Source organism: Fibrobacter sp. (assembly GCF_045112255.1).
Classification (GTDB): Bacteria; Fibrobacterota; Fibrobacteria; order Fibrobacterales; family Fibrobacteraceae; genus Fibrobacter.
Map to the genome: position 1 here is coordinate 1 of NZ_JBGUHR010000120.1, position 20,014 is coordinate 20,014.

The 20,014-nt window shown below is 47.8% G+C and carries 21 protein-coding genes; 11 read left to right on the forward strand and 10 right to left on the reverse strand.

The features are described from left to right. Positions 1-295: 295 nt before the first annotated feature. A complete protein-coding gene (locus ACJMM9_RS15385; protein ID WP_405328879.1) occupies positions 296-1,090 on the reverse strand; it encodes a fibrobacter succinogenes major paralogous domain-containing protein in 795 nt (264 codons plus the stop codon). Positions 1,091-1,266: 176 nt separating this feature from the next. Between ACJMM9_RS15385 and ACJMM9_RS15390 the strand changes: the two genes are divergently transcribed. Continuing rightward, positions 1,267-2,037 carry a ribonuclease domain-containing protein gene (locus ACJMM9_RS15390; protein ID WP_405328882.1) on the forward strand — a complete coding sequence of 257 codons (771 nt, stop codon included), beginning with the start codon at positions 1,267-1,269 and terminating at the stop codon, positions 2,035-2,037. A 418-nt stretch (positions 2,038-2,455) separates the two neighbouring features. Then, the gene (locus ACJMM9_RS15395) at positions 2,456-2,848 is read left to right on the forward strand and encodes a helix-turn-helix transcriptional regulator (RefSeq protein WP_405328884.1); all 393 of its coding nucleotides are present in this window, start codon (positions 2,456-2,458) and stop codon (positions 2,846-2,848) included. A 20-nt stretch (positions 2,849-2,868) separates the two neighbouring features. Here ACJMM9_RS15395 and ACJMM9_RS15400 read toward each other — a convergent pair whose 3' ends face one another. Next, complete coding sequence (locus ACJMM9_RS15400) at positions 2,869-3,726, reverse strand: MBL fold metallo-hydrolase (protein WP_405328887.1); 858 nt, start codon at positions 3,724-3,726, stop codon at positions 2,869-2,871. Next, the gene (locus ACJMM9_RS15405; RefSeq protein WP_405328890.1) at positions 3,723-4,439 is read right to left on the reverse strand and encodes an SDR family oxidoreductase; all 717 of its coding nucleotides are present in this window, start codon (positions 4,437-4,439) and stop codon (positions 3,723-3,725) included. The genes ACJMM9_RS15400 and ACJMM9_RS15405 overlap by 4 nt, the downstream gene beginning before the upstream one ends. Positions 4,440-4,471: 32 nt before the next feature. Between ACJMM9_RS15405 and ACJMM9_RS15410 the strand changes: the two genes are divergently transcribed. Then, complete coding sequence (locus ACJMM9_RS15410; RefSeq protein WP_405328893.1) at positions 4,472-5,026, forward strand: GNAT family N-acetyltransferase; 555 nt, start codon at positions 4,472-4,474, stop codon at positions 5,024-5,026. Here ACJMM9_RS15410 and ACJMM9_RS15415 read toward each other — a convergent pair. Beyond that, the gene (locus ACJMM9_RS15415) at positions 5,023-6,009 is read right to left on the reverse strand and encodes a guanosine polyphosphate pyrophosphohydrolase (RefSeq protein ID WP_405328895.1); all 987 of its coding nucleotides are present in this window, start codon (positions 6,007-6,009) and stop codon (positions 5,023-5,025) included. The two genes, ACJMM9_RS15410 and ACJMM9_RS15415, sit on opposite strands and share 4 nt — an antisense overlap. 203 nt (positions 6,010-6,212) lie before the next feature. Between ACJMM9_RS15415 and ACJMM9_RS15420 the strand changes: the two genes are divergently transcribed. Together ACJMM9_RS15420 and ACJMM9_RS15425 are read left to right on the forward strand one after the other, a co-directional pair. After that, the gene (locus ACJMM9_RS15420; protein WP_405328898.1) at positions 6,213-6,452 is read left to right on the forward strand and encodes a DUF1653 domain-containing protein; all 240 of its coding nucleotides are present in this window, start codon (positions 6,213-6,215) and stop codon (positions 6,450-6,452) included. Positions 6,453-6,472: 20 nt separating this feature from the next. Next, a complete protein-coding gene (locus ACJMM9_RS15425; RefSeq protein ID WP_405328901.1) occupies positions 6,473-7,243 on the forward strand; it encodes a lysoplasmalogenase family protein in 771 nt (256 codons plus the stop codon). Between the two features lies 1 nt (position 7,244). Here the strand turns inward: ACJMM9_RS15425 and ACJMM9_RS15430 are convergent, their stop codons facing one another. From ACJMM9_RS15430 to ACJMM9_RS15455, 6 genes are all read right to left on the reverse strand, one after another. After that, on the reverse strand, positions 7,245-8,690 hold the full coding sequence (locus ACJMM9_RS15430; protein WP_405328904.1) for a family 16 glycosylhydrolase: 1,446 nt from the start codon (positions 8,688-8,690) through the stop codon (positions 7,245-7,247). Between the two features lie 157 nt (positions 8,691-8,847). Next, positions 8,848-10,263 (reverse strand): MATE family efflux transporter, encoded by a 1,416-nt coding sequence (locus tag ACJMM9_RS15435; protein WP_405328907.1) that lies wholly within the window; start codon positions 10,261-10,263, stop codon positions 8,848-8,850. Between the two features lie 45 nt (positions 10,264-10,308). After that, on the reverse strand, positions 10,309-10,653 hold the full coding sequence (locus tag ACJMM9_RS15440; RefSeq protein ID WP_405328910.1) for a hypothetical protein: 345 nt from the start codon (positions 10,651-10,653) through the stop codon (positions 10,309-10,311). 8 nt (positions 10,654-10,661) lie between these two features. Beyond that, positions 10,662-11,843 (reverse strand): hypothetical protein, encoded by a 1,182-nt coding sequence (locus ACJMM9_RS15445; protein WP_405328913.1) that lies wholly within the window; start codon positions 11,841-11,843, stop codon positions 10,662-10,664. 6 nt (positions 11,844-11,849) lie between these two features. After that, positions 11,850-13,220: an alpha/beta fold hydrolase gene (locus tag ACJMM9_RS15450; RefSeq protein WP_405328916.1), complete on the reverse strand. Its 1,371-nt coding sequence runs from the start codon at positions 13,218-13,220 to the stop codon at positions 11,850-11,852. A 161-nt stretch (positions 13,221-13,381) separates the two neighbouring features. After that, entirely contained in the window at positions 13,382-14,608 is a 1,227-nt protein-coding gene (locus ACJMM9_RS15455; protein ID WP_405328919.1) for a pyridoxal phosphate-dependent aminotransferase, read from the reverse strand. A 50-nt stretch (positions 14,609-14,658) separates the two neighbouring features. Between ACJMM9_RS15455 and ACJMM9_RS15460 the strand changes: the two genes are divergently transcribed. The 6 genes from ACJMM9_RS15460 to rplS all read left to right on the forward strand — a co-directional run bounded on the left by ACJMM9_RS15460 (position 14,659) and on the right by rplS (position 19,988). After that, a complete protein-coding gene (locus tag ACJMM9_RS15460) occupies positions 14,659-16,092 on the forward strand; it encodes an alanine/glycine:cation symporter family protein (protein WP_405328922.1) in 1,434 nt (477 codons plus the stop codon). 168 nt (positions 16,093-16,260) lie between these two features. Then, positions 16,261-17,625 carry a signal recognition particle protein gene (gene ffh, locus ACJMM9_RS15465; protein ID WP_405328925.1) on the forward strand — a complete coding sequence of 455 codons (1,365 nt, stop codon included), beginning with the start codon at positions 16,261-16,263 and terminating at the stop codon, positions 17,623-17,625. A gap of 225 nt (positions 17,626-17,850) precedes the next feature. Continuing rightward, complete coding sequence (gene rpsP, locus ACJMM9_RS15470) at positions 17,851-18,264, forward strand: 30S ribosomal protein S16 (protein WP_014547029.1); 414 nt, start codon at positions 17,851-17,853, stop codon at positions 18,262-18,264. A 101-nt stretch (positions 18,265-18,365) separates the two neighbouring features. Then, entirely contained in the window at positions 18,366-18,923 is a 558-nt protein-coding gene (rimM, locus tag ACJMM9_RS15475) for a ribosome maturation factor RimM (RefSeq protein WP_405328928.1), read from the forward strand. Next, positions 18,920-19,624, forward strand: a complete 705-nt coding sequence (gene trmD / locus ACJMM9_RS15480) for a tRNA (guanosine(37)-N1)-methyltransferase TrmD (protein ID WP_014547027.1) — start codon at positions 18,920-18,922, stop codon at positions 19,622-19,624. The genes rimM and trmD overlap by 4 nt, the downstream gene beginning before the upstream one ends. 16 nt (positions 19,625-19,640) lie before the next feature. Then, on the forward strand, positions 19,641-19,988 hold the full coding sequence (gene rplS / locus ACJMM9_RS15485; protein ID WP_073424632.1) for a 50S ribosomal protein L19: 348 nt from the start codon (positions 19,641-19,643) through the stop codon (positions 19,986-19,988). Positions 19,989-20,014: the final 26 nt, after the last annotated feature.

Genomic DNA, 20,014 nt, shown 5'->3' on the forward strand with positions numbered 1-20,014 from the left:
GAGGGCTTCAACACCACGGCTGAATTCAGAATGTTCCATGAAACGGCAGTGGCCAATTTCTTCGAGTTGGCGACGCATAGGGATAGAGTTGAAATAATTCATTTTTTTTGAACCTCTGTTAAGTAAAATGTTCCGCGGTAGAATATAGTAAATTCGGAATTAGGATTTCGGAATTAGGAAATAGAATCAAGAAAAAGAGCTTTTTTGACCAGAACAATGGAGGGAACGTCTTCAAGCTCAAGCAAAGTATATATAAAGCATTAAAGTCCTCATTATGATCCCATATGGATTACATTTAGTCCTTTACGCAACGTATTGAAAACCTTTCGAATTTGTATTCGACATCCAGAAACACTCTAACATCATTGGAATTAAGTTGCATACTGTACGAAAATCCGCTACCGGCTTCTGTAGAACTCCAGAAATACGCAGCACTCCCCTCACCGCCAAAAGAGCCTTCGCTAAAACTAATTCCAGCAGGCAATACAGAAAAACCATAAACATCAGTTCCATACCAACCCGTAGATGATTTGAGATCCCGACCAGGATAATCCCCCACAGCAGAGCACAAGGCGAACCATTCACCATAGCTAGGCAAATGCCAGCCGCTTGGACAAACGCCTCTCACCGGTTCTGCTGGAGTACATTTAATGCCATCGCCGCATCCTTTGCCATTTTTACCAAAAAGCCCAACACTGTCTATGGCTGCAGCCCAAGTATAAAGACGACCATATTTAACACAATTAGATGCAGTATCTTTGTAACAGTAGCTATCTGCTGATTCATAATCCAGATTTTCCGCCATCCACCACTGATCACCAATTTTTACAATCTTGTACGTTCGACCATCACGCTGATCAGTCAAAGAACCATATTCACAAGTGTCCGCACTATCTGTTTTGCAGGGCATCGCAGACATTACACTGCTAGACGTCGCATTTGAGCTAGAAGATTTTACCGAGCTCGACGAGCTACTATTTTCCGCGCTTACAGGTTCATCATCCAGACTAACGGATTTGTCGCCATTTTCACCACACGCCGCAAGGAACAACATCATCAAACAAGAAATTGCAATATTTTTTCTGCCCATAACAATATCAAAAAAACATAAAACCCTTTAATTAAATACACCCCACAAATATAAATCATTTCATCTAAAATAAAGAAAGAATGACAACAGAACATAGGAAATGCAGAAGAAGTTGATCGAAATCAACTTCTTTTTTTACATTTAAAAAGTAATTATCAACGCCCAAAGGTTTCACCATGCCCATCACAAACAAAGCTACAATCACGCAATGGAACGAAGAAAAAGGATTCGGTTTTGCCACCGCAAACGGAACAAAGTACTTTGTCCATATTTCAGCTTTAGGGCATCCCGCAAGACCGCCGAAAGTCGGTGATACCATCATCATTTGTAGCTTCGGCAAAACCGAGAAAGGCGCAAAAATCGAAAAGGGTTTTCTTGAAGGCGTCACCTCACGAGAAGAGCAAGCAGCATCCAACCCAACTCACAGAGAAAATCGTAAGGCGAAAAAATCCAAGATTGCAATAATAGCCGCAATATGCATCGCTTTGGCATTTGCATTCGACATATACGTCGTTTACACAACCCCCGATAATGCTCCCCGCAAGAAAAAAGTCTGCCTGCTCAAAGAAAATCCGGCCGAAAAGGAATACACATCAAGGCTCCACGTCGCAAAATACATTTGCGACAATGACCGTCTGCCATCCTATTACGTCACCAAGAGCGAGGGTATAAAGCTTTACGAACAAAAGACCGGCAAAACTTTTGTGAAATGGAATTTCAATCCGCATACGACACTCGGCGTAATGATCGGCGGAGACTACTTTGACAACCGCGAAGGAAGACTTCCAACGGCATATTACTACGAAGCCGATGTCGATTACTTTGGAGACAATCGCGGCACAAACCGCCTAGTTTACAGCAGCGGCTGTAACATTTATTACACCACCGACCACTACAAGACTTTCAGCAAAATTGTATTTGAAAAATCCAATCACAACGCTCATTAGCGTCAGCATTCGACAACCTTAGGCGACAAAATAAAGCATTTCGCAAACGGTTGTTTGCAAAATTTAGGGATTTCACCTTTTTCACATTTTTCGATTGTAGATTAAAACTCCAAGTTTTTTCTTGGTGTTTTTTCATTATAGAAGTAAAGAAATTTTCTTGACAGGAGAAAAGAATTTTCATATATTATGGATGTAATAACAAAACCCAAAATCCTAAAAGCCGTAAGGCTTATGCCACAAAAAGAGCAAGTTCTCTTCGCCAAATTGGTAAGAGACTTGCACGAGAAAGGGCCAGTCTTACCAAATTGGCCAAACTACAGAAAACTAGCGAACTCAAATACGCATCATTGTCACCTATCATACCACTGGGCGGCATGCTGGATTGAAACGATTAAAGGAATTGAACTGGAGGTTACCTATGTTGGAAGCCGTGAAAATGCGCCTTACTAGCAAGGCAAAAAACGGGACTGTTTTTACATTCGAAGGGAAAAACATCCCCGACTATCTCGTTATATTCTTAAAGTCAGCTTTTCCAAATGTAGAGGAAATCAAGTGCGATAACAACGAAGAATCCATAAACATTATGGACACCGACTGGTTCAAGGAAACGGAAGCCAGATCCACTCCTGCAGAAAGCTTGAAACTTTTGCGAACAACCTTCGGCTATACGCAGCAACAGCTGGCAGACAAAGCAGGTATTACCAAGCAACAAGTATCTGCGATGGAACGAGGCAAGGAACCCATCGGTCGCAAGATGGCTCACCGCCTCGCCGACGCACTCGGAACTAGCTACAAAAACCTGTTCTGGTAATTAAAATTCCGCAGAAAAAACTACTCCGCGAATCCCGGAGGCGGCAAGTGCATTCCGGCCATCAGGAGTTTGTTTTCGCGAGCGTATTGCATAATGCGTTTGCGGCTCTCGGCAGATTTTGCTTTGTCCATGTCGTAATTAGAATTGATTTCGGGATGGTCCTTTTGCAAAGCATAGCCATGCATCAAGTCACCAATCACGAGTAAGTTTGAAATTTGGAAGGCAGTATGTCCCGGCGTGTGGCCAACGGCATCCATTGCAAGCACTCCATGCGGGAGGCTGTCACCGAACGCAAACAAATGAAGGCTATCCTTGTAAAGAGCCATGATGTTCTTTTGCAAATCACTTTTTGGAATATCGTTCATCCAAGCATCATATTCCACCTTGCCGGCATAAACGGCTGCGTTCTTGAAAACCTTTTCCATTTTCCCGGCACTGCCATTTTTCACAAGTCCCGCAATGTGATCTGCGTGAAAATGCGTCAAGTAAACAAGCCCGATAGAATCCGGATTCACGTTCAATGCCGCAAGACGCTTTAAAAGCTGCCCGCCCCACGCGCCAAGACCTGTATCAAACAAAATATACTTGCCATCCGTTTTCACCAAGAAAGTGCTCACAGAAGCCGGAAGTCCCGCAAGCATACTCAAGCTTTCATAAAGAGTATCGCTCGCATCGCTGAACAGTTCGCGAGGCATAAACTTTTTACCCTCGTTATCCTGGATCCAAGTGACCGTAGCCCCGTTCGCGAGCGTCCGAGATTCCGTTCCCTCGACAGATGGCGTATTCGCCGTGACCTTATTTTCCGTAGAAATTTTTGATTCGTCGCAACCGACAAACGCAATAGCACACGCCACGATAAATGGAATAAATTTATTCATACTTTCTCCTTGAAATTCCAGCCACAATCATTGTGGTAAATCATTTGGCGGGTCATGCCACCGTCAATGCAAATGTTTTCGCCGGTAATAAAGCCAGCCTTATCGCTCGCGAGGTAAAGCACCATGTTCGCGATGTCAAGCGGATTGCCGACGCGGCCCGCAGGCTGTTGCGAAGCATCGGGGCCTTCATAAATTTTGAAATCCGTATCGATCCAGCCCGGTGAAATTGAATTCACGCGGACGCGGCCCGCAAAACTCATGGCAAGCGCATGAGTCAGGGCGGCAATTCCGCCCTTCGCCGCCGTATAGCTTTCCGTCTGCGGCTGACTCATACGGTCGCGAGACGACGAAATGTTTATAATGCTTGCGCCCTTTGCAAAATACGGCGAGAAAAGTTTTGCAAGGTAGAACGGAGCCGTCACGCCGACGGCTAGCGCATAGCTGAATTCTTCGTAACTACATTCGTCAACCCCCTTCATCAGCGGGAGCGCGTTATTCACTAGCACATCTACGTGCCCATATTTTTCGAGGACAAACTGCGCAAACTTTTCGAGGACGTCTTTTTTTGACAAGTCCCCGACAAAGCAAGGATTCTCACGAATGTCAATATACGCGACCTTCGCCCCCTCTTTCTCGAATTCACTCACGATGGAAGCACCTATCCCGTGCGCACCACCCGTCACTACGACCACTTTATTTTCAAAAGATTTCATAAGGGTAAATATATACTATATTCTTTCCACAAATGCTCCAGTTTTTCGATGTCACAAAGAAATCCCCGTATCTTCCGCAAGTTCGGGAGTTGTACGAATCGGCGTTCCCGGCAAACGAACGTATTCCGATAAAGCAATTGCTCGACGACAAAATCAAGCGGGAATTTTGGGCGTTTTTCGAAAAGAATGAAGGCGAGAACGCCGTGACCCCAAAGTTCTGCGGATTTTCGAATTCCATCACATACGGCGACATCACGAACATCGTCTATTTCGCAGTTGTGCCAGAACTGCGCTCTCGCGGGTACGGCTCACAAATTTTGCAGGCCATCCGCGAAAAGCATCCGGACTCACGCATAGTCGTCGATATCGAAGTTGAAGAAGATTCCAAAAACGCGGAGGAACTTGAGCGTAGGAACCGCCGCCGTGAATTTTACCAACGCAACGGTTTTGGCGCCTCCCCCGTCGATTATGTTTGGCAAGGCGAACACTACCGATTGCTCACAGCAGGCGGAACCGTCACCGACAAAGAATTCCGCGATTTCTGGAAAGAAATCCTCAAGGACATTCCCGGCGCGAAGTATCCTTAATCGATCAAGTCGTTTTGGAATCTCGACAGGTGTTCGAACGGCAATATTTGGCGTCCTCTGAAAAGTCCGCAGCCATCATTGATTAATTGATTGTTGATAGCCTTGAACATGTTCACATCCAATTTCGATAGCTCAAGTTCCTGCAATTTTGTCAGGCGCTCATAAGCATCATCAAAGTATACGCATTCGCCGCTTGGAATTTGATCGTGCTTAGAACGTCTTGTTTCTTGCGTTTTTTCATAGCCAAAATGGTTCGCATCACCGATTTCAGCAAAATCATCCATATCCTTTGTCCTAAGTTGCACTTCCGTATAGCAACGGGCTAGATTATCATACATCGTTATGTGCAACGACTGGTAACCGGAGCTTCGCGGAGTCGCCACCGAATCATGGTAATACGGCTGGACAGCATCTTTCAGCAAGTCGCAATGACCGCCATCCTTATGCCTTGAAATTTCTGGCGTAAATCCACGCTCTTCCAAAAATTCCGGCATCACATTCGCGATTTCGTAGAGGTATTTCCGTTCAACTTCAGCGCGATCTTCGCCCTTCTTGATGTGGCAAGCGGGCATCGAAATAACGATTCGATAAGCAATCAAATCACGAAAATTCAGTGTGCTTTTAATTTCTGCTTCAGACGGGAATGATCCATTTTTCTTGTAATAGTTGTAAACAAATTCAAGGATATACCCATTGAATTTTTCTTCAGCACGAATCAAGGACTTGATGCGTCCCTTGAACGTAAACGCCAAGAAAGGATATTCCCTCGTCATGTACTTGTAGAATTCTTTGATCCGTTGAGATTGCGAAGTCAAGAAGTCGTTGTGCTCCAAAAGTTCAATAATCTGGATCAGAAAATTCGAATGCGCAAGATCGATGCTATTATGCGTTTCCTTAGCACTGTTTCTGAGATCATTTGAATATTGGTGCAAAATTTTCAGCACCGTATTTCCAGAAAACAGATAGTCATTCAAAGAAATCATTTTACGCCTCCTGATGCAAGATTTCTTGCGCTTTTACATGTCAAAATATAACAAAAGCTCTTGCGAATCCGTACGAAATAAGGTAAATTAAAAAACAAATAATTTTTTCGCATTTCAAAATTTTACGTATGATGTAAAAGAGGTTTCATAAACTGTAACAAGTTTCAAAAACTTGAAAAAATTGAATACTAGGGATAAAATTTATGGAAAACAGAGAACTTAAAATACACGGCATTTACAAGCACTTCAAAAACCGCTACTACATTGTCGAAGGAATCGCAAAGCATTCCGAGACCGAAGAAGAATACGTCATCTACCGCGCTCTTTACGGCGACAACACTGTTTGGCTCCGCGAGAAGTCTATGTTTTTAAGCGAAGTCGATCACGAGAAATACCCAGACATCAAGCAAAAATATCGTTTTGAAGAAGTTGAATTAAGATAAAATTGATTATATTATACGTTATGAACAAGAAAACTCTTATAACTTCGCTTATTATTATCGTCGGGATTCTCATGATTACTTTCTTCGTGAGAGACTGGCTTGTATTTTACAACTGCGGCGCTGTCGAGCAGTGCCTCGTTGAAAGCAGTAATTATCAAAACATCGCGAAGTTCGCGGTTACTGCCATCATGACAATTGTCGTATTTTTCATTGGCGGGAATTGCCTGTGCAAGCGCGACCGTAACTTTTTGCAAGCAGGTTTCGCCATGGCTCTGTGTGCAGACTTTTGCTTAAAAATCATGCATAATTACGCGCACGTGTTAGAGCACCGTAGCGACTACACGTTACTTGGCATTTGCTTCTTTATGGTCGTGCAGGCGCTTTTCATTTACCGCCACACACGCACTAGCGATACAGACAAAAGCTCACCGTGGATTTTAATTATTCCGTTTACGGTCATGTTCATCACGAACGCGCTTCACCTATTCCGCATTTTCGACGGACCAACCGTTCCAATTATCGCCACTTACGCTTCATTCCTGTTCTGTTCGCTCGCCGTCGCCCTCCAAGTTCCAAAGAAGGGATACTTCCCTGCTAAAAACGCCAGGAACATCAAGCGCGGCATGATTCTATTCGTCTGCTGCGATGTGTGCGTAGGCATTTCACTTGCGACCGGCGAAGACCACAGCGTTCAAGAAATCGTGGCAACAGTCGCTAACAACTTTGTATGGTACTTCTACACGCCGGCCCTGATTTTGCTCGGGCTCAGCGGGTATAAGAGAAAAGAGTAAATTACTTGATCATTCGACCCTTGAAATCGTAGGCACGAGGCTCAAGCTTCGTGCCATTATTGTTAGGTACGCCCCCGTTACGATCGCCGAACTGCACGTAAAGCATCCCGTTCTTGCGGAAAACATTAGCACCGTAGGACGAAGCTGGAGTTCGCGAGACTTCACGCAAACCAATCGTCGAATCCTTCGACGGGATTTTTTCATTAAGCTTGAGCAAGCGCCACATCTGGTTCCATTCCCAGTCATCGGCCCAGCTCTGTACCACACGTTCGCCATCCGTCGTTGCACGGAGGTACATGTTGCTGTGTTGCATTTTCATGCGGACTACATTGCCTTCGTAACCCGATTGCTTTTCCATAGCCACTTTCTGGTGAGCGCCACCGTTCCACTTGTAAAGGCTCATCGTTATGCCAGCCTCAGTTGATTCATTCGGCGTATCGAGCGAGATATCGCCAAAGTTGATGCGGTAAGTCGTCGATGAAAGCGGTGTCATCGTTGCAATCGCATTATCGCCACTGCAATCACCCAGCGCAAGTTTGTCCTCGGCGGTCCTCGTCATGCATGTGCCAAAATTCATGGACATGATGCGCACGGTATCTGGCTTTGCGGGTTTCGCTTGCCATACACGCACCCAGTCCGCCTCAAAATACGCAGGCTTGTCCGAGGTGATTTCGATATCGTCGCCCGCCCAGCCGCCAATCGCCAAATTCACGATGATGTACTGCGCCGAAAGCTGCTTGATTTCGGTCGGGCGGTTGTAACTTGCAAACTTTTTGTCGTCAAAATAAAAACTAAGCGTCGATTCGTCCCATTCCACCGCATACGTGTGGAAGTCCGCCGAGCGGTCCACATTGTCGTCCTTATGACCGCCAAAAGAGGCTTCGTGATCCCACGCCGAACCATGACTGCTGTACCAACTCGGGTCGGTGTAATGCAGATAGTAATGGTGCTGCTTGCGCGATGCGGGGATTTCCAAAATGTCAATTTCTGGAGGCCAGCCGTCTTGCAAAGTCCAGAACGCAGGCCAAGTTCCCTTTTGCCACGGGGCCTTAAAACGCCCTTCGATATAGCCGTACTTGACCTCGAATTTACCCTTCGTGTCAATTGCACCCGAAGTGTAATCGACTGGAATTTCCTTATTGTTGAACTTCGCCTTGGAGCGGTCACCCGTAGCCTTGGGATGCTTTTTCTTTTCACCCTTGAGCTTGAGCGTACCATCGGATACAATCACATTTTCTTCGGCGCAATAAGCGCGGTGGTTGTGCGTCGGTCCCCAGTTATAAGTCGGGTTCCACTTCTTTTTATCCAAAGATGTGCCGTCAAAATTGTCTTCAAAAACGAGTTCCCAGCCGCTAAAATTAGACGGCGGGGCAGCAAACGCGATAGTTGCCAAAAATAAAAGAATAGATTGCTTCGCTACGCTCGCAATGACGTGTTTTTTCTTCATATCCAATTCCAATCCTCACCCACGGCTTTTGCAAAAAATTGCCACCACCAAAAAGCAAAACAAAAAAAAGGCCGCAGGCAATATAAATATACCTACGGCACTTCGATTAACCTAGTTAAAAGTTGTAAAAAAGCCTAGAATCTACAATTTTTGCATGTTACCGGGCGTTCATCACATGCTTACGCCATTTTCCGCTCTTCCAGCGACGCCAGAAAATTACCGGAGCCGTGCTATAAACAGCAACAACGGCAATCCAAGCGTAATGGGCCGGCAGATGGAAGACGTAAGCCACGATGTACAAGGCAATCGCCACAAACCAGTTCATAATTCCGCAAGCAAGCATCACCCAGACCGTATCGCCCGCACCGCGGAGAGCGCCCGCATAAATCACGAGCAGGACTTCGACAAAGATGTAGAACGTCGCAATCCGCAACATGAACATGCTCATCGGACGAGCCGCATTAAAAATCGCAAGCGCACTTTCTGTGGCCTCCACGACATCCGGCTTAAAAATGTCCGTCAGCACTCCCGGCAAGAAGATGAAGAAAACGCCCATCACCAAGGAATAGCCCCAGCCAAGCTTAAGCCCGGAATAAGTCGAGCGCGTCGCCGCAGCCCCATCTTTCGCGCCCACATAACGCCCCACCAAGCTCGTTGAAGCGACTTCCAGCCCCATCAGCGGCACATACGCCACCAAGTCCCAGTTGAACATGATCGATGAAGCCGTCGCCGACTCAGGTCCAAGCGCATGGAACATCAAAATCAACGACTGGAACGCCGCCATGTTCAGGAACATTTCGACACCAGACGGAATTCCCTTTTTCAGAAGTTCACGCGTCAACGGCCAGCTAAACGCAAACGCAAAACGCGTACGGAACCGGCGATGGCAACTTTTGCTAAAGAACTTCGCAAACAGAATCACCGTAGAAACTACATTGCCAATAAGCGTACCATAAGCAGCACCTGCGACCCCCATCGCAGGCACAGGGCCGCATCCGTAAATCAACACGAAATTGCATGCCACGTTCACAAGCATGCCGACAAACGCAGCCTTCATCACGACCTTGGTTTCGCCAATACCGCTAAAGAAGCACGGCGCCGCATTACGCAACAAGTTAATCACACCGCCGAACATCAAGATGTTAAAATAAGTCTTCTGGTATTCGAGCTGGTCCGCCGGCAAATGCTCCAGTCCAAAAGCAAAATGCCCCAGCGGAATCGTGAGGTACAAAAGCGGCACGGAAATCAGCGACAGGTACACCGACTGCATGAACACGCGAGCGCAATCCCAGCGTTTCTTGCCCCCCAGACGCTGCGCCACCATTGCCGTCGTATAGCTAATCGCGCCCGTAAAAAACATCGTGAGCGCAAGCTGCACCGCACCCGCCCCAAGCGCCGCATTCATTTCGGCAGGGCCAAGCTTCGAGAGGAACAAGCGGTCGATGAACGTCATGAACGTATCAAACGACATCGACAAAAGCATCGGGAGCGCCACCACGAGCACATCCTTCACATCCCCGTTCTTCTTGAATTTCGAAGGTTTATAGAACCTATTTAAAATAGCATCAACCATAGCTTGGCAAAGATAGAAAAATCAAAGACCTCGGCTAGCCGATTTTCATTTTCCTATTTCTTTTTTCAGCCTCAAAAGAACTTCTTTCTTATCCGAATCCGCGTTAAACCAAAGGCTGTCGATATACAAGCCATCCACAAAGCCCTTGGCAAGCGCCTCGTTGGCATGTTCCTGGGTATCCCACTTTTTCACCTGCAAAGTGATAGATTCCTTGGCAAGCGATGTCGAAGCTTTTTTTAACAACGCTTCATCATCTTCACGGACCACACCCACCGAAAACGTCAAAGACGTTTCCTCTTTTTTGATTGTTGCACGTTTGCGGGCGCAGCAATCAAATCGCGCCATAGCCAAGGAACTCAGTAAAATACAAAGTAATACAATCTTTTTCACATGAACCCCTAGAAGTCAAACATTGCTTCTACGCCAAATATAAAGGAAGGATCATTTTTATTTTCTTCAGACGGCCAATCATCGCCATACGGGATATCCACCAACACCATCGAGATAATATCGATTTTATAATCAGGAACATTGAAGTAGAATCGTCCACCAACGCGCGCAGAACCCAAATTATCCTTTTTATCCAAGCTGTTCGTGTGTAATTCCACAGGAAGACCAACGCTCCAATATTCATTCACAGCAACGCTCGGTTCCAGCGCAACAAAGAAGTATTCCGGTCGAGTCGTGATTTCTAAGCTTGTACGCACCGGGTCGTCAATAAACGCATAGAACAAGGAACCCACAATGCAGAATCTCGAAATATCTAATGACGGTTCTGCTAACAAGACATGGTTAGAAACAGCATCGTCACTCGCTAGGAACACCGAATGAAATCCGTACAATCCGTGAAAGGCAAAATATCCCAAAGATAGCGACACATCCAAGCCAGCATAAAGTTCATTGTAGTCCTTACGCTGATAACTTTTGTAATCAAAATAAGGACGGAAAACTTGATCTGCAATTTCTAGGTCGTATGCGGCATGAACTTCATACGTATAACCATCCTTGCAATCCATTCCCATGTACTCGCCAAACATAAAATGATAAAGACAACTTTGATCATTGCTTGCCGTACCAAAGCCAACATCAAATTGCAATCCATTCCACTGAAATTCTAAACCACGAATCGTCTTTTGCGAAATGCCGGCAGCGTCATCGCGCGGGTCCCCGAAATCATAATAGTTCTTGAAAATACCCTCAAAAAATTTCAGGTCACCAATGCGAAAGAACGTGCGTTCCGAACGAGCATATTGAATATACGCCCCATTAAAGACTACAGCAGGATTCACGGGATCCATCGACGAATCATCGCCCATATCCATCCCTTCCATGTCAGCCATTCCGTTCATCGCCATTCCCATCGCTTCGAGTTCAAGCCATGCAGACCAGCGATCGTTAAAACGGAGGTCAAAATTCAAATCCAACATTGATTCAAAACGGTGCGTAACCTTCGACTCATCCGTATTCCAGTCGGCATAAGCATGAACCATCACCATCCCAGAAAGGTCTAGCTTTGGGCGAATCTGAGAGAACGCAGTCCCGAGCAGCAGCAAAAGGCAAAAGACAATTCGTTTATTCATACTAAATTACTTTTGATCCTTGATAAAGCCGTCAATATAGCTCGTCACAGTTTCTACGTCGGCAGCAGAGCCCCAATGCGTGTTGTGGTCAGCACCTTCAACTTCGTGGAACACAACCTTTTTAGCTTTCGTGAGGCCATCCTGCAATGTTTTCTGAGACTTTTCGTTGAACAAAGCATCTTTAGAACCCCAAATGATTTGCACATTCGACGAAATCGAAGAAAGACGTTTTGCATTGTCAACCGCAACAAAGCTCTTGACAAGGAATTTCCAAGCATAATACGGAACTTGGTGCAAATGTTCCAAGAGAGCGGTCTGGAAATCCTTATCCAGATTCGTGCTATTGCCCCACTTTTCATAGAATGAATCAGGAAGCTTTTGCGTTGAATCGTAAGCGTAAACGCCATCAAATGATTTATCGTCCGTTCCGTTCAAGAGCCAATCAATCGTAGCGTTATTCTTTTCCACAGAAGCGGCCGAACCAATCAATGTGATGGAACCGATTTTATCCGCATACGAAATAGACAATTCCTGAGCCACAAACGAGCCAAAAGAATGCCCGACGACATGCGGTTTCTTCAGTTCAAGTTTATCAATAAAGGCCGCAATATCCTTTGCCAAATCCTTGATGGAATATGCAGATTCTTCAATAGGCTTGTCCGTCTTTCCGTTGCCACGCAATTCAGGAACATAAACGCGATAGCCCTTCTTGGCAAGCTGAGGAGCCACCTGCGACCAGGAAACACGCCCATCGGCAAGCCCATGAATCAAGACAACCGGAGTTCCCTTTTCGCCACCCGTGACCGTGTAAGACAAATGAATTCCTGTAGAAAGATGCGCCGCTTTTTCGGTCCAATCAACTTCCTGGTAATCCGAAAATCTCTTGGTCGTGAAGGTATTATTCTTGCCCATAAAATGGTGACCATTCACTTGAGCGACATCTTCAAAGGCATAGACATCCGTATTGCTGCTACCGACATGAACCACATCGGCACTTCCCGAAAAATCCACGCGGCCAGCGCGCTTGATCAGCAAATTTCCCGTAATCTTGACATTCTTCAGAACGGTTGCGCCCGGCGTTGAAGTGTTCACAGTCAACACGCCATCAATCGTCGTATCCTGCAAAAAGATGATGCCATCCTTAATATTTTCATCGCCAAGCGTCAAGCCGCTAGATGCCGATTTATGGTCACCAGATTCCGTTGCATGATGGGAATGTTCGTCTGTAGAACCAGAATGTTCTTCCGTAGAATGGTTTTCATGATCTTCGGAGGATGCGGCAACAGAATTTGAATCGTCATCAGAACATGCAGAAAGAGAAAGAACAGAAGCTAAAATAATAGTCGAAAGTTTCGTACGGTTTTTAAAGATATTCATTGAATCCTCCATTGTTGAGTTGTTTTTAGTACGCACAATGATAGATTCTGTAAAGACTTTTGTCCAATACTATTATTTCATTACTGATGATACAATTTTTTTATAACTAGAAAAGGCGCAGCATCTCGCCACGCCTTTAATTACAAATTAAATCATACAAACTATCGTTTCAGCTTTTTCAAATTTTCCAAGCGGTTGAGCGCTTCGTAAAGCGTTTCGTCTTTCTTCGCAAAATGCAAGCGAACAAGATGATCCACCGGTTCACGGAAGAAGCTGGAACCCGGAACGGCAGCAACGCCCACCTTCTGCGCCATATCAATGCAGAATTGTTCATCAGGCAACGTGCCAGCTGCGCATTTCACACCACTACAAGATTCGCGCACTCCGCTAACACTGCGGCAACCGTATCCGAATTCTGTAATATCGACGAGCACAAAGTAAGCCCCTTGCGGTTCGGTAAAATGCAACCCGAGATTGCGCAAGCCGCTCGTAAACACATCCTTCATGTGCGTGTAATGCGCCTGCAAGCCCGTATAATACGAGTCGTCAAAACGAAGCGCCGTCACAGCCGCTTCCATCAATGGAGCCGCAGCACCCACCGTCAAAAAGTCATGAACCTTCTTGATGCGTTCCATAACCGGTTCCGCCGCAAGCACATAGCCCAAGCGCCAACCCGTAATCGAGTAAGTCTTGCTCAAGCTGCTACATTCAATCGTGCGTTCGAACATTCCCGGGAGCGTCGCAATATAAGTATGACGATGCGGAGCGTAAACGATATGCTCGTAAACTTCGTCCGTAATCACATACAAATCGTACTTGATGGCGAGCGTTGCAATAATCGAAAGTTCTTCGTGCGAAAAGACCTTACCGCTCGGGTTCGCCGGATTGCAAAGCACAAGCGCCTTCACGCCCGGCTGCGCCATCGCACTTTCAAGCACATTCGCATCAAAGCTCAAGTCCACCGGCGAAAGCGGCACATAAACCGGAGTCGCCCCGCACAAAATCGTATCCGCAGAATAGTTCTCGTAGAACGGCGAGAATAGCACCACCTTATCGCCCGGATTGCAGACCGACATCATCGATGCCATCATCGCTTCGGTACTGCCGCAAGTAATCACAATCTCTTTTTGCGGATCGTAGCGCAGCCCGCTAAAATGGAACTGCTTATCGCTCAGCGCCTCGCGGAAATTCTGCGCGCCAAACGTAATCGCATACTGGTGCGGACCCGTCAAAGCCACCTCCGAAAGTCGCCTCGTGAGCAATTCCGGCGGGTCAAAATCAGGGAACCCCTGCGACAAGTTAATAGCCCCGCAAGCATTTGCGATGCGGGTCATTCGGCGGATAACGGAATCGGTAAAAGTTTCAGTGCGCTTACTTAACGGTTGCATGGCAGGCAAATTTAAAAATTTTTCTACTATTTATCCAATAGGAGAATTCTATGTTCAATCCCTTACAACCCATTGTTTCGGCGCTGAACACCGCCCTTTATGACTTCTACATTGTCCCGCTGTTTTTGATTGTAGCCGGGGTATTTCTTTCGGTTCGCTTGGGATTCCCGCAAGTCCGCTATCTGATTGAAACATTCCGCGTCACTCGCGAAAAGCCGTTGCACAAGCACGGGATTTCGTCCTTTGCGGCATTGATGGTCTCGACCGCCTCCCGCGTCGGCACAGGAAACATCGTCGGCGTTTCTTCGGCCATTTGCCTCGGAGGACCGGGAGCCATTTTTTGGATGTGGGTCATCGCCATCCTCGGTGCAGCATCCGCATTCGTAGAATCCACCCTCGCCCAAATTTACAAGCGACACGACGACGTCACAGGACACTCCTACGGCGGACCGTCCTATTACATCCAGACTGCGCTCGGCAAGCGCTGGCTCGGCGTTCTCTTCTCGGGATTCGTGCTCCTCACCTACATTGTGGGCTACAACCTGCTCGCCTCGTACAATATTCAAGACTCCCTCTCTGGATTCAAATTCTACGACAAATCATCGACACCATTCATCATCGGTTTTATTTTAGCCGCCCTCTTTGCTCTTTGCATCTGGGAAGGCGCGAAGAAAATTTCCACCATCACAAGTTACCTCGTCCCCTTCATGGGAACCATCTACGTCATCGTCGCCTTCGGCATCATTATATACAACATATCAAACGTTCCCGCCATGTTCAGCACGATCTTCAAGAACGCATTCTCGTTTGACGCAGGATTCGGCGGCTTCGCCGGAAGCTGCATCATGTACGGCATCAAGCGCGGCCTCTACTCCAACGAAGCCGGTATGGGTTCCGCCCCGAACGCAAGTGCAAGCGCAAGCGTCTCGCACCCCGTCAAGCAAGGCCTCGTACAATCGCTCTCCGTATTCATCGACACGCTCCTCATCTGCTCTGCCACAGCCCTCATGTGCCTCTCGACCAACATCGAGCCCAGCAAGGATGTTTCGGGAATCATTTACGTACAAAAGTCTCTCGCCTCCGTTCTCGGCAGCAACGGCGCCATTTTCATCACATTCTCCATGTGCCTTTTTGGCTACACCACGCTCATCGGCAACTACTACTACACCGAAGGCTGCCTCCGCTTCATCTTGAACAGGCGCCCCACAAAGAAAATCCGCAACGTATTCAAGACCATCGCGACCGCCATCGTCTTCTTAGGCGCCACCTCCAGCGCATCGTTCGCCTGGGACAGCGCAGACCTTTGCCAAGGCCTCATGGTCCTCGTGAACATTCCTGTCATCTTGATTCTCTCGCCAATCGCCATCAAAGCTCTCAAGAACTACACCGACCAAAAGAAGAAGGGCCTCGAACCCGTCTACATTGCAAAAGAATGCGGCGTCGAACAACCCACCGACTACTGGAATCCAGGCCAAAAGCTATAAAATTGCGATACAAGAAAAGCAGGTCGTTCACGCGGCCTGTTTTTTTGCTATTAGCGATTCTCGCCTTACAGGCTCCGCTCAGAATGACACGGCTACAAGCGTTTTTCACTCACATTTCTCTCGTCTTTCGTCTCTCGTCTCTCGTCTAATTACTATCTTTGACCCACTATGTTTTCACAGCTGACTGATTCTCTAGAAAATACCCTCAAGAACCTGCGTGGGCAGGGCAAACTTACCGAAGAAAATGTGGCGGAATCGCTGCGCGAAGTGCGTCGCGCGTTCCTCGCTGCCGACGTGAACTTCAACGTGACCCGCGACTTTGTGAAGTCCGTCAAGGAAAAGTCCATGGGCGCCGAGGTGCTCAATTCCGTGACCCCGGGTCAGCAGATTGTGAAGATTATCCACGACGAACTTGTGTCCGTCATGGGTGGCGAAACTAAGGAAATCAACCTTTCTGCACCATCTCCGGTGGGCATCATGATGGTTGGTCTGCAGGGTTCGGGTAAGACGACTTTCGCAGGCAAAATCGCTCTCTGGATGCGCAGCAAGAAGAAGCGCAAACCGCTCCTCGTTGCCGCTGACGTTTACCGTCCAGCCGCTATCAAGCAGTTGCAGGTGCTCGGCAAGTCCATCGGCGTTCCGGTTTATGACGAAGGTCAGGGCAATCCGGTCGAAATCATCAAGCACGGCTACCAGTACGCAAAGGACAACGGTTTTGACCTCGTGATTTACGATACGGCAGGCCGTTTGCAGATTGACGAAGAGTTGATGCAGGAACTTGAAAAGGCCCGCGACGCGGTTCATCCGGACGAAATTCTGTTCGTCGCCGACGCGATGATCGGTCAGGAAGCGGTGAATGTCGCCGAGACGTTCTGGAACCGCCTGAACTTCACGGGCGTCTGCCTCTCGAAGATGGATGGCGATACCCGCGGCGGTGCAGCCCTCAGCATCAAGAAGATGACGGGCGTACCTATATGCTTTATCGGCGTTGGCGAAAAGCTGAACGAAATCGACCTTTTCCACCCGGACCGCATGGCAAGCCGAATCCTCGGCATGGGTGACGTGGTCAGCCTCGTCGAAAAGGCCCAGCAGGTCATCGACGAAAAGGACGCCAAGGACCTCAAGAAAAAGATTCTCAACAACACGTTCGACTTGAACGACTTCTTGAAGCAACTCCGCACCATCAAGAAACTCGGCCGCATCAAGGACATTTTGAGCCTCATCCCGGGACTCAACAAGCTCCCGCTCGACCAGATTGACGAAAAGCAACTCGTCTATGTGGAAGCAGTGCTCAGCTCCATGACGCCGAAGGAACGCAAGAAACCGCAGATTATCGACGGTAGCCGCAAGGCCCGTATCGCAAAGGGTTCCGGCACGGACGCTGCCCGCGTGAACGCAGTCCTAAAGCAGTACGAAAGCATGAAGGAAATGTTCAAGAAGGTCGGCGATTTTGCCAAACGCCAAAACAACGGCGGTACGATCGGTTCGAACTACACCCCGCCTAAAGACAAAAACAAAAAGAAAAAGAGATAATTAAGCGCCCGCTACCAAGCGGGCATTTTTCTTTTAAATTGCCATTTTTAGACGAATTTCGACATTTTTTGCTAATTATGTGCCACTCATAAAATTAATTTATAAGAAAAGGACGGATTTTTTTTTCATTGCCGTCCTTTACACACAAAAGCAAGTTTGCTATATTTGGCATCAAAAGAACTAAAACCCCGAAATTTCGGGAAAAACCCCATAAAGAGGTATAAAATGGCAACTGTTATCCGTCTCGCCCGCTTCGGCAAGCGTCACAACCCGATCTACCGCATCGTCGTCATCGACAACCGCAAGGCTCGCGACGATAGCTTTATCGAACAGGTCGGTTTCTTCAACCCGAACCTCAAGCAGCCGGAAATCCGCTTCGAACAGGAAAAGGTCCTCAAGTGGCTCTCCGTCGGTGCACAGCCGTCTGACACGGTCAAGTCTCTCCTCAAGAAGACTGGCATTTCTGACTTGTTCCACGACCTCAAGGCCAACCGCTCCATCGAAGGCAAGGCTCCGGTCGCTCGCGAAATCAAGTCCAAGCAGCGCAAGTTGAGCCCGAAGGCTCAGGCTCGCCTCGAAGCCGAAAAGGCTGCCAAGGAAGCTGCTGAAGCTCCGGCCGCTGAAGAAGCACAGGCTTAATTACGCCTTTAATAAAGAGTCTCGTGCCACACGCACGGGACTTTTTTCTTTAGCAAAGCACAAACAACACTCGTCTCTAGTCTCTCGTCTTTCGTCTAAGAATGCCCAATTCCGAAGAATTCATCACCGTCTGCCAGCTCATGCGTGCGCATGGCGTCAAAGGCTACATCAAAGCGATGCCCCTGACCCACGACCTGACTCGCTGCAAGAGCCTCAAAGACGTGCGCGTTCAAAAGAGGAATGGCGAAGTTCTGGAACTCACCCTCGAAGATGCCAAGCAGGCAAACAACCTCTGGCTCTTGAAATTCAAGGGTTTCGACACTCCAGAAGCACTGTCCCCGCTCGTCAATGGCGACGTCATGATTCCCGAATCCGAACGTCTCCCGCTCCCCGAAGGCGAATACTATCTTGACGACCTGGAAGGCTTCCGCGTCCACACCGAAGACGGCCGCGACGTCGGCGAAGTCATCGAAGTGCAAGAACTGATGACGGTCGATGCGTTCCTCATCAAGTTCGACCTTGCCGTGCAATCCGAATTCAGCAGCAAGTCCATCCTCGCCCCTTGGATTGACGATTGCGTCAAGGAAATCAACGACGAAGAAAAGTTCATTGTTTGTGATAGCGACTATTTAAAATCCGTTTGCCCGGAGGAACGATGAAGATCGACTGCATCACCATCTTCCCCGAAATGTTCGCGCCGATGAAAAGTTCAATCATGGGCCGCGCACAGGCAAAAGGCTTGTTTGAGTTCAATACAGTCTATCTGCGAGACTTCGCCATCAACGCCTACGGGCAGGTGGACGACGTTCCGTACGGTGGCGAACCGGGCATGGTACTCCGTCCCGAACCGCTTGCGAAGGCCATTCGCAGCACGGGAGTCAAGGAAGATGGCGGAAAGGTCATCTACCTCACGGCAGATGGCGTCCCCTTCACACACAAGATTGCCAAAGAACTCTCTCAAGAAAACCACCTTGTTCTTGTCTGCGGACACTACAAGGGAATCGATGACCGCATCCGCCAGACCGAGGTCGACATGGAAATTTCCATCGGAGACTTTGTCGTAAGCGGAGGCGAACTTCCGGCGATGCTCGTCACGGACGCCGTAGTGCGACTGCTGGACGGCGCTCTGGGCCACAAGGAATCCGGCGAAACGGACTCCTTCGCGCAAGGTGTTTTGGGCTGGCCCGTCTACACCCGCCCCGAAGAATTCGAAGGAAAAAAGGTGCCTGAGGTGCTACTTTCCGGTCATCACAAGAACATTTCAGAGTGGAGACGTCAAGAATCGTTAAAAAGAACGCAAGAAAGACGCCCCGACATCTTTAAAAATCTTGAAATAAATACTACATTTGGCGACAAATAATAACGAGGTACACATTATGTCCCTGAACATTGAAGCAATCCAAAACGAAAATTTGAAGACCGACCTTCCGGAATTCCGTGCTGGCGATACCGTTACCGTTAACGTCAAGGTTATCGAAGGTACCAAGGAACGTATCCAGCCGTTCAAGGGCGTCGTTATTCAGCAGAAGAACTCTGGCATCGGCAAGTCCATCACGGTCCGCAAGATGTCCGGTGCAGTCGCTGTCGAACGTATCTTCCCGGTCAACTCCCCGCGCATCGACTCCATCGTTGTCGAACGCTCCGGTAAGGTTCACCAGGCTCGCATTTACTACATGCGCGACCTCCGCGGTAAGGCTGCACGTATCGAAGAACGCCAGGCTTAATTAGCCGGACTTCGAAGGCGGTTATT

Coding starts and splice junctions, on each gene's coding strand:
- ACJMM9_RS15385 (WP_405328879.1), bottom strand. CDS start 1,090: ATGGGCAGAAAAAATATTGCAATTTCTTGTTTGATGATGTTGTTCCTT.
- ACJMM9_RS15390 (WP_405328882.1), top strand. CDS start 1,267: ATGCCCATCACAAACAAAGCTACAATCACGCAATGGAACGAAGAAAAA.
- ACJMM9_RS15395 (WP_405328884.1), top strand. CDS start 2,456: ATGTTGGAAGCCGTGAAAATGCGCCTTACTAGCAAGGCAAAAAACGGG.
- ACJMM9_RS15400 (WP_405328887.1), bottom strand. CDS start 3,726: ATGAATAAATTTATTCCATTTATCGTGGCGTGTGCTATTGCGTTTGTC.
- ACJMM9_RS15405 (WP_405328890.1), bottom strand. CDS start 4,439: ATGAAATCTTTTGAAAATAAAGTGGTCGTAGTGACGGGTGGTGCGCAC.
- ACJMM9_RS15410 (WP_405328893.1), top strand. CDS start 4,472: ATGCTCCAGTTTTTCGATGTCACAAAGAAATCCCCGTATCTTCCGCAA.
- ACJMM9_RS15415 (WP_405328895.1), bottom strand. CDS start 6,009: ATGATTTCTTTGAATGACTATCTGTTTTCTGGAAATACGGTGCTGAAA.
- ACJMM9_RS15420 (WP_405328898.1), top strand. CDS start 6,213: ATGGAAAACAGAGAACTTAAAATACACGGCATTTACAAGCACTTCAAA.
- ACJMM9_RS15425 (WP_405328901.1), top strand. CDS start 6,473: ATGAACAAGAAAACTCTTATAACTTCGCTTATTATTATCGTCGGGATT.
- ACJMM9_RS15430 (WP_405328904.1), bottom strand. CDS start 8,690: ATGAAGAAAAAACACGTCATTGCGAGCGTAGCGAAGCAATCTATTCTT.
- ACJMM9_RS15435 (WP_405328907.1), bottom strand. CDS start 10,263: ATGGTTGATGCTATTTTAAATAGGTTCTATAAACCTTCGAAATTCAAG.
- ACJMM9_RS15445 (WP_405328913.1), bottom strand. CDS start 11,843: ATGAATAAACGAATTGTCTTTTGCCTTTTGCTGCTGCTCGGGACTGCG.
- ACJMM9_RS15450 (WP_405328916.1), bottom strand. CDS start 13,220: ATGAATATCTTTAAAAACCGTACGAAACTTTCGACTATTATTTTAGCT.
- ACJMM9_RS15455 (WP_405328919.1), bottom strand. CDS start 14,608: ATGCAACCGTTAAGTAAGCGCACTGAAACTTTTACCGATTCCGTTATC.
- ACJMM9_RS15460 (WP_405328922.1), top strand. CDS start 14,659: ATGTTCAATCCCTTACAACCCATTGTTTCGGCGCTGAACACCGCCCTT.
- ffh (WP_405328925.1), top strand. CDS start 16,261: ATGTTTTCACAGCTGACTGATTCTCTAGAAAATACCCTCAAGAACCTG.
- rpsP (WP_014547029.1), top strand. CDS start 17,851: ATGGCAACTGTTATCCGTCTCGCCCGCTTCGGCAAGCGTCACAACCCG.
- rimM (WP_405328928.1), top strand. CDS start 18,366: ATGCCCAATTCCGAAGAATTCATCACCGTCTGCCAGCTCATGCGTGCG.
- trmD (WP_014547027.1), top strand. CDS start 18,920: ATGAAGATCGACTGCATCACCATCTTCCCCGAAATGTTCGCGCCGATG.
- rplS (WP_073424632.1), top strand. CDS start 19,641: ATGTCCCTGAACATTGAAGCAATCCAAAACGAAAATTTGAAGACCGAC.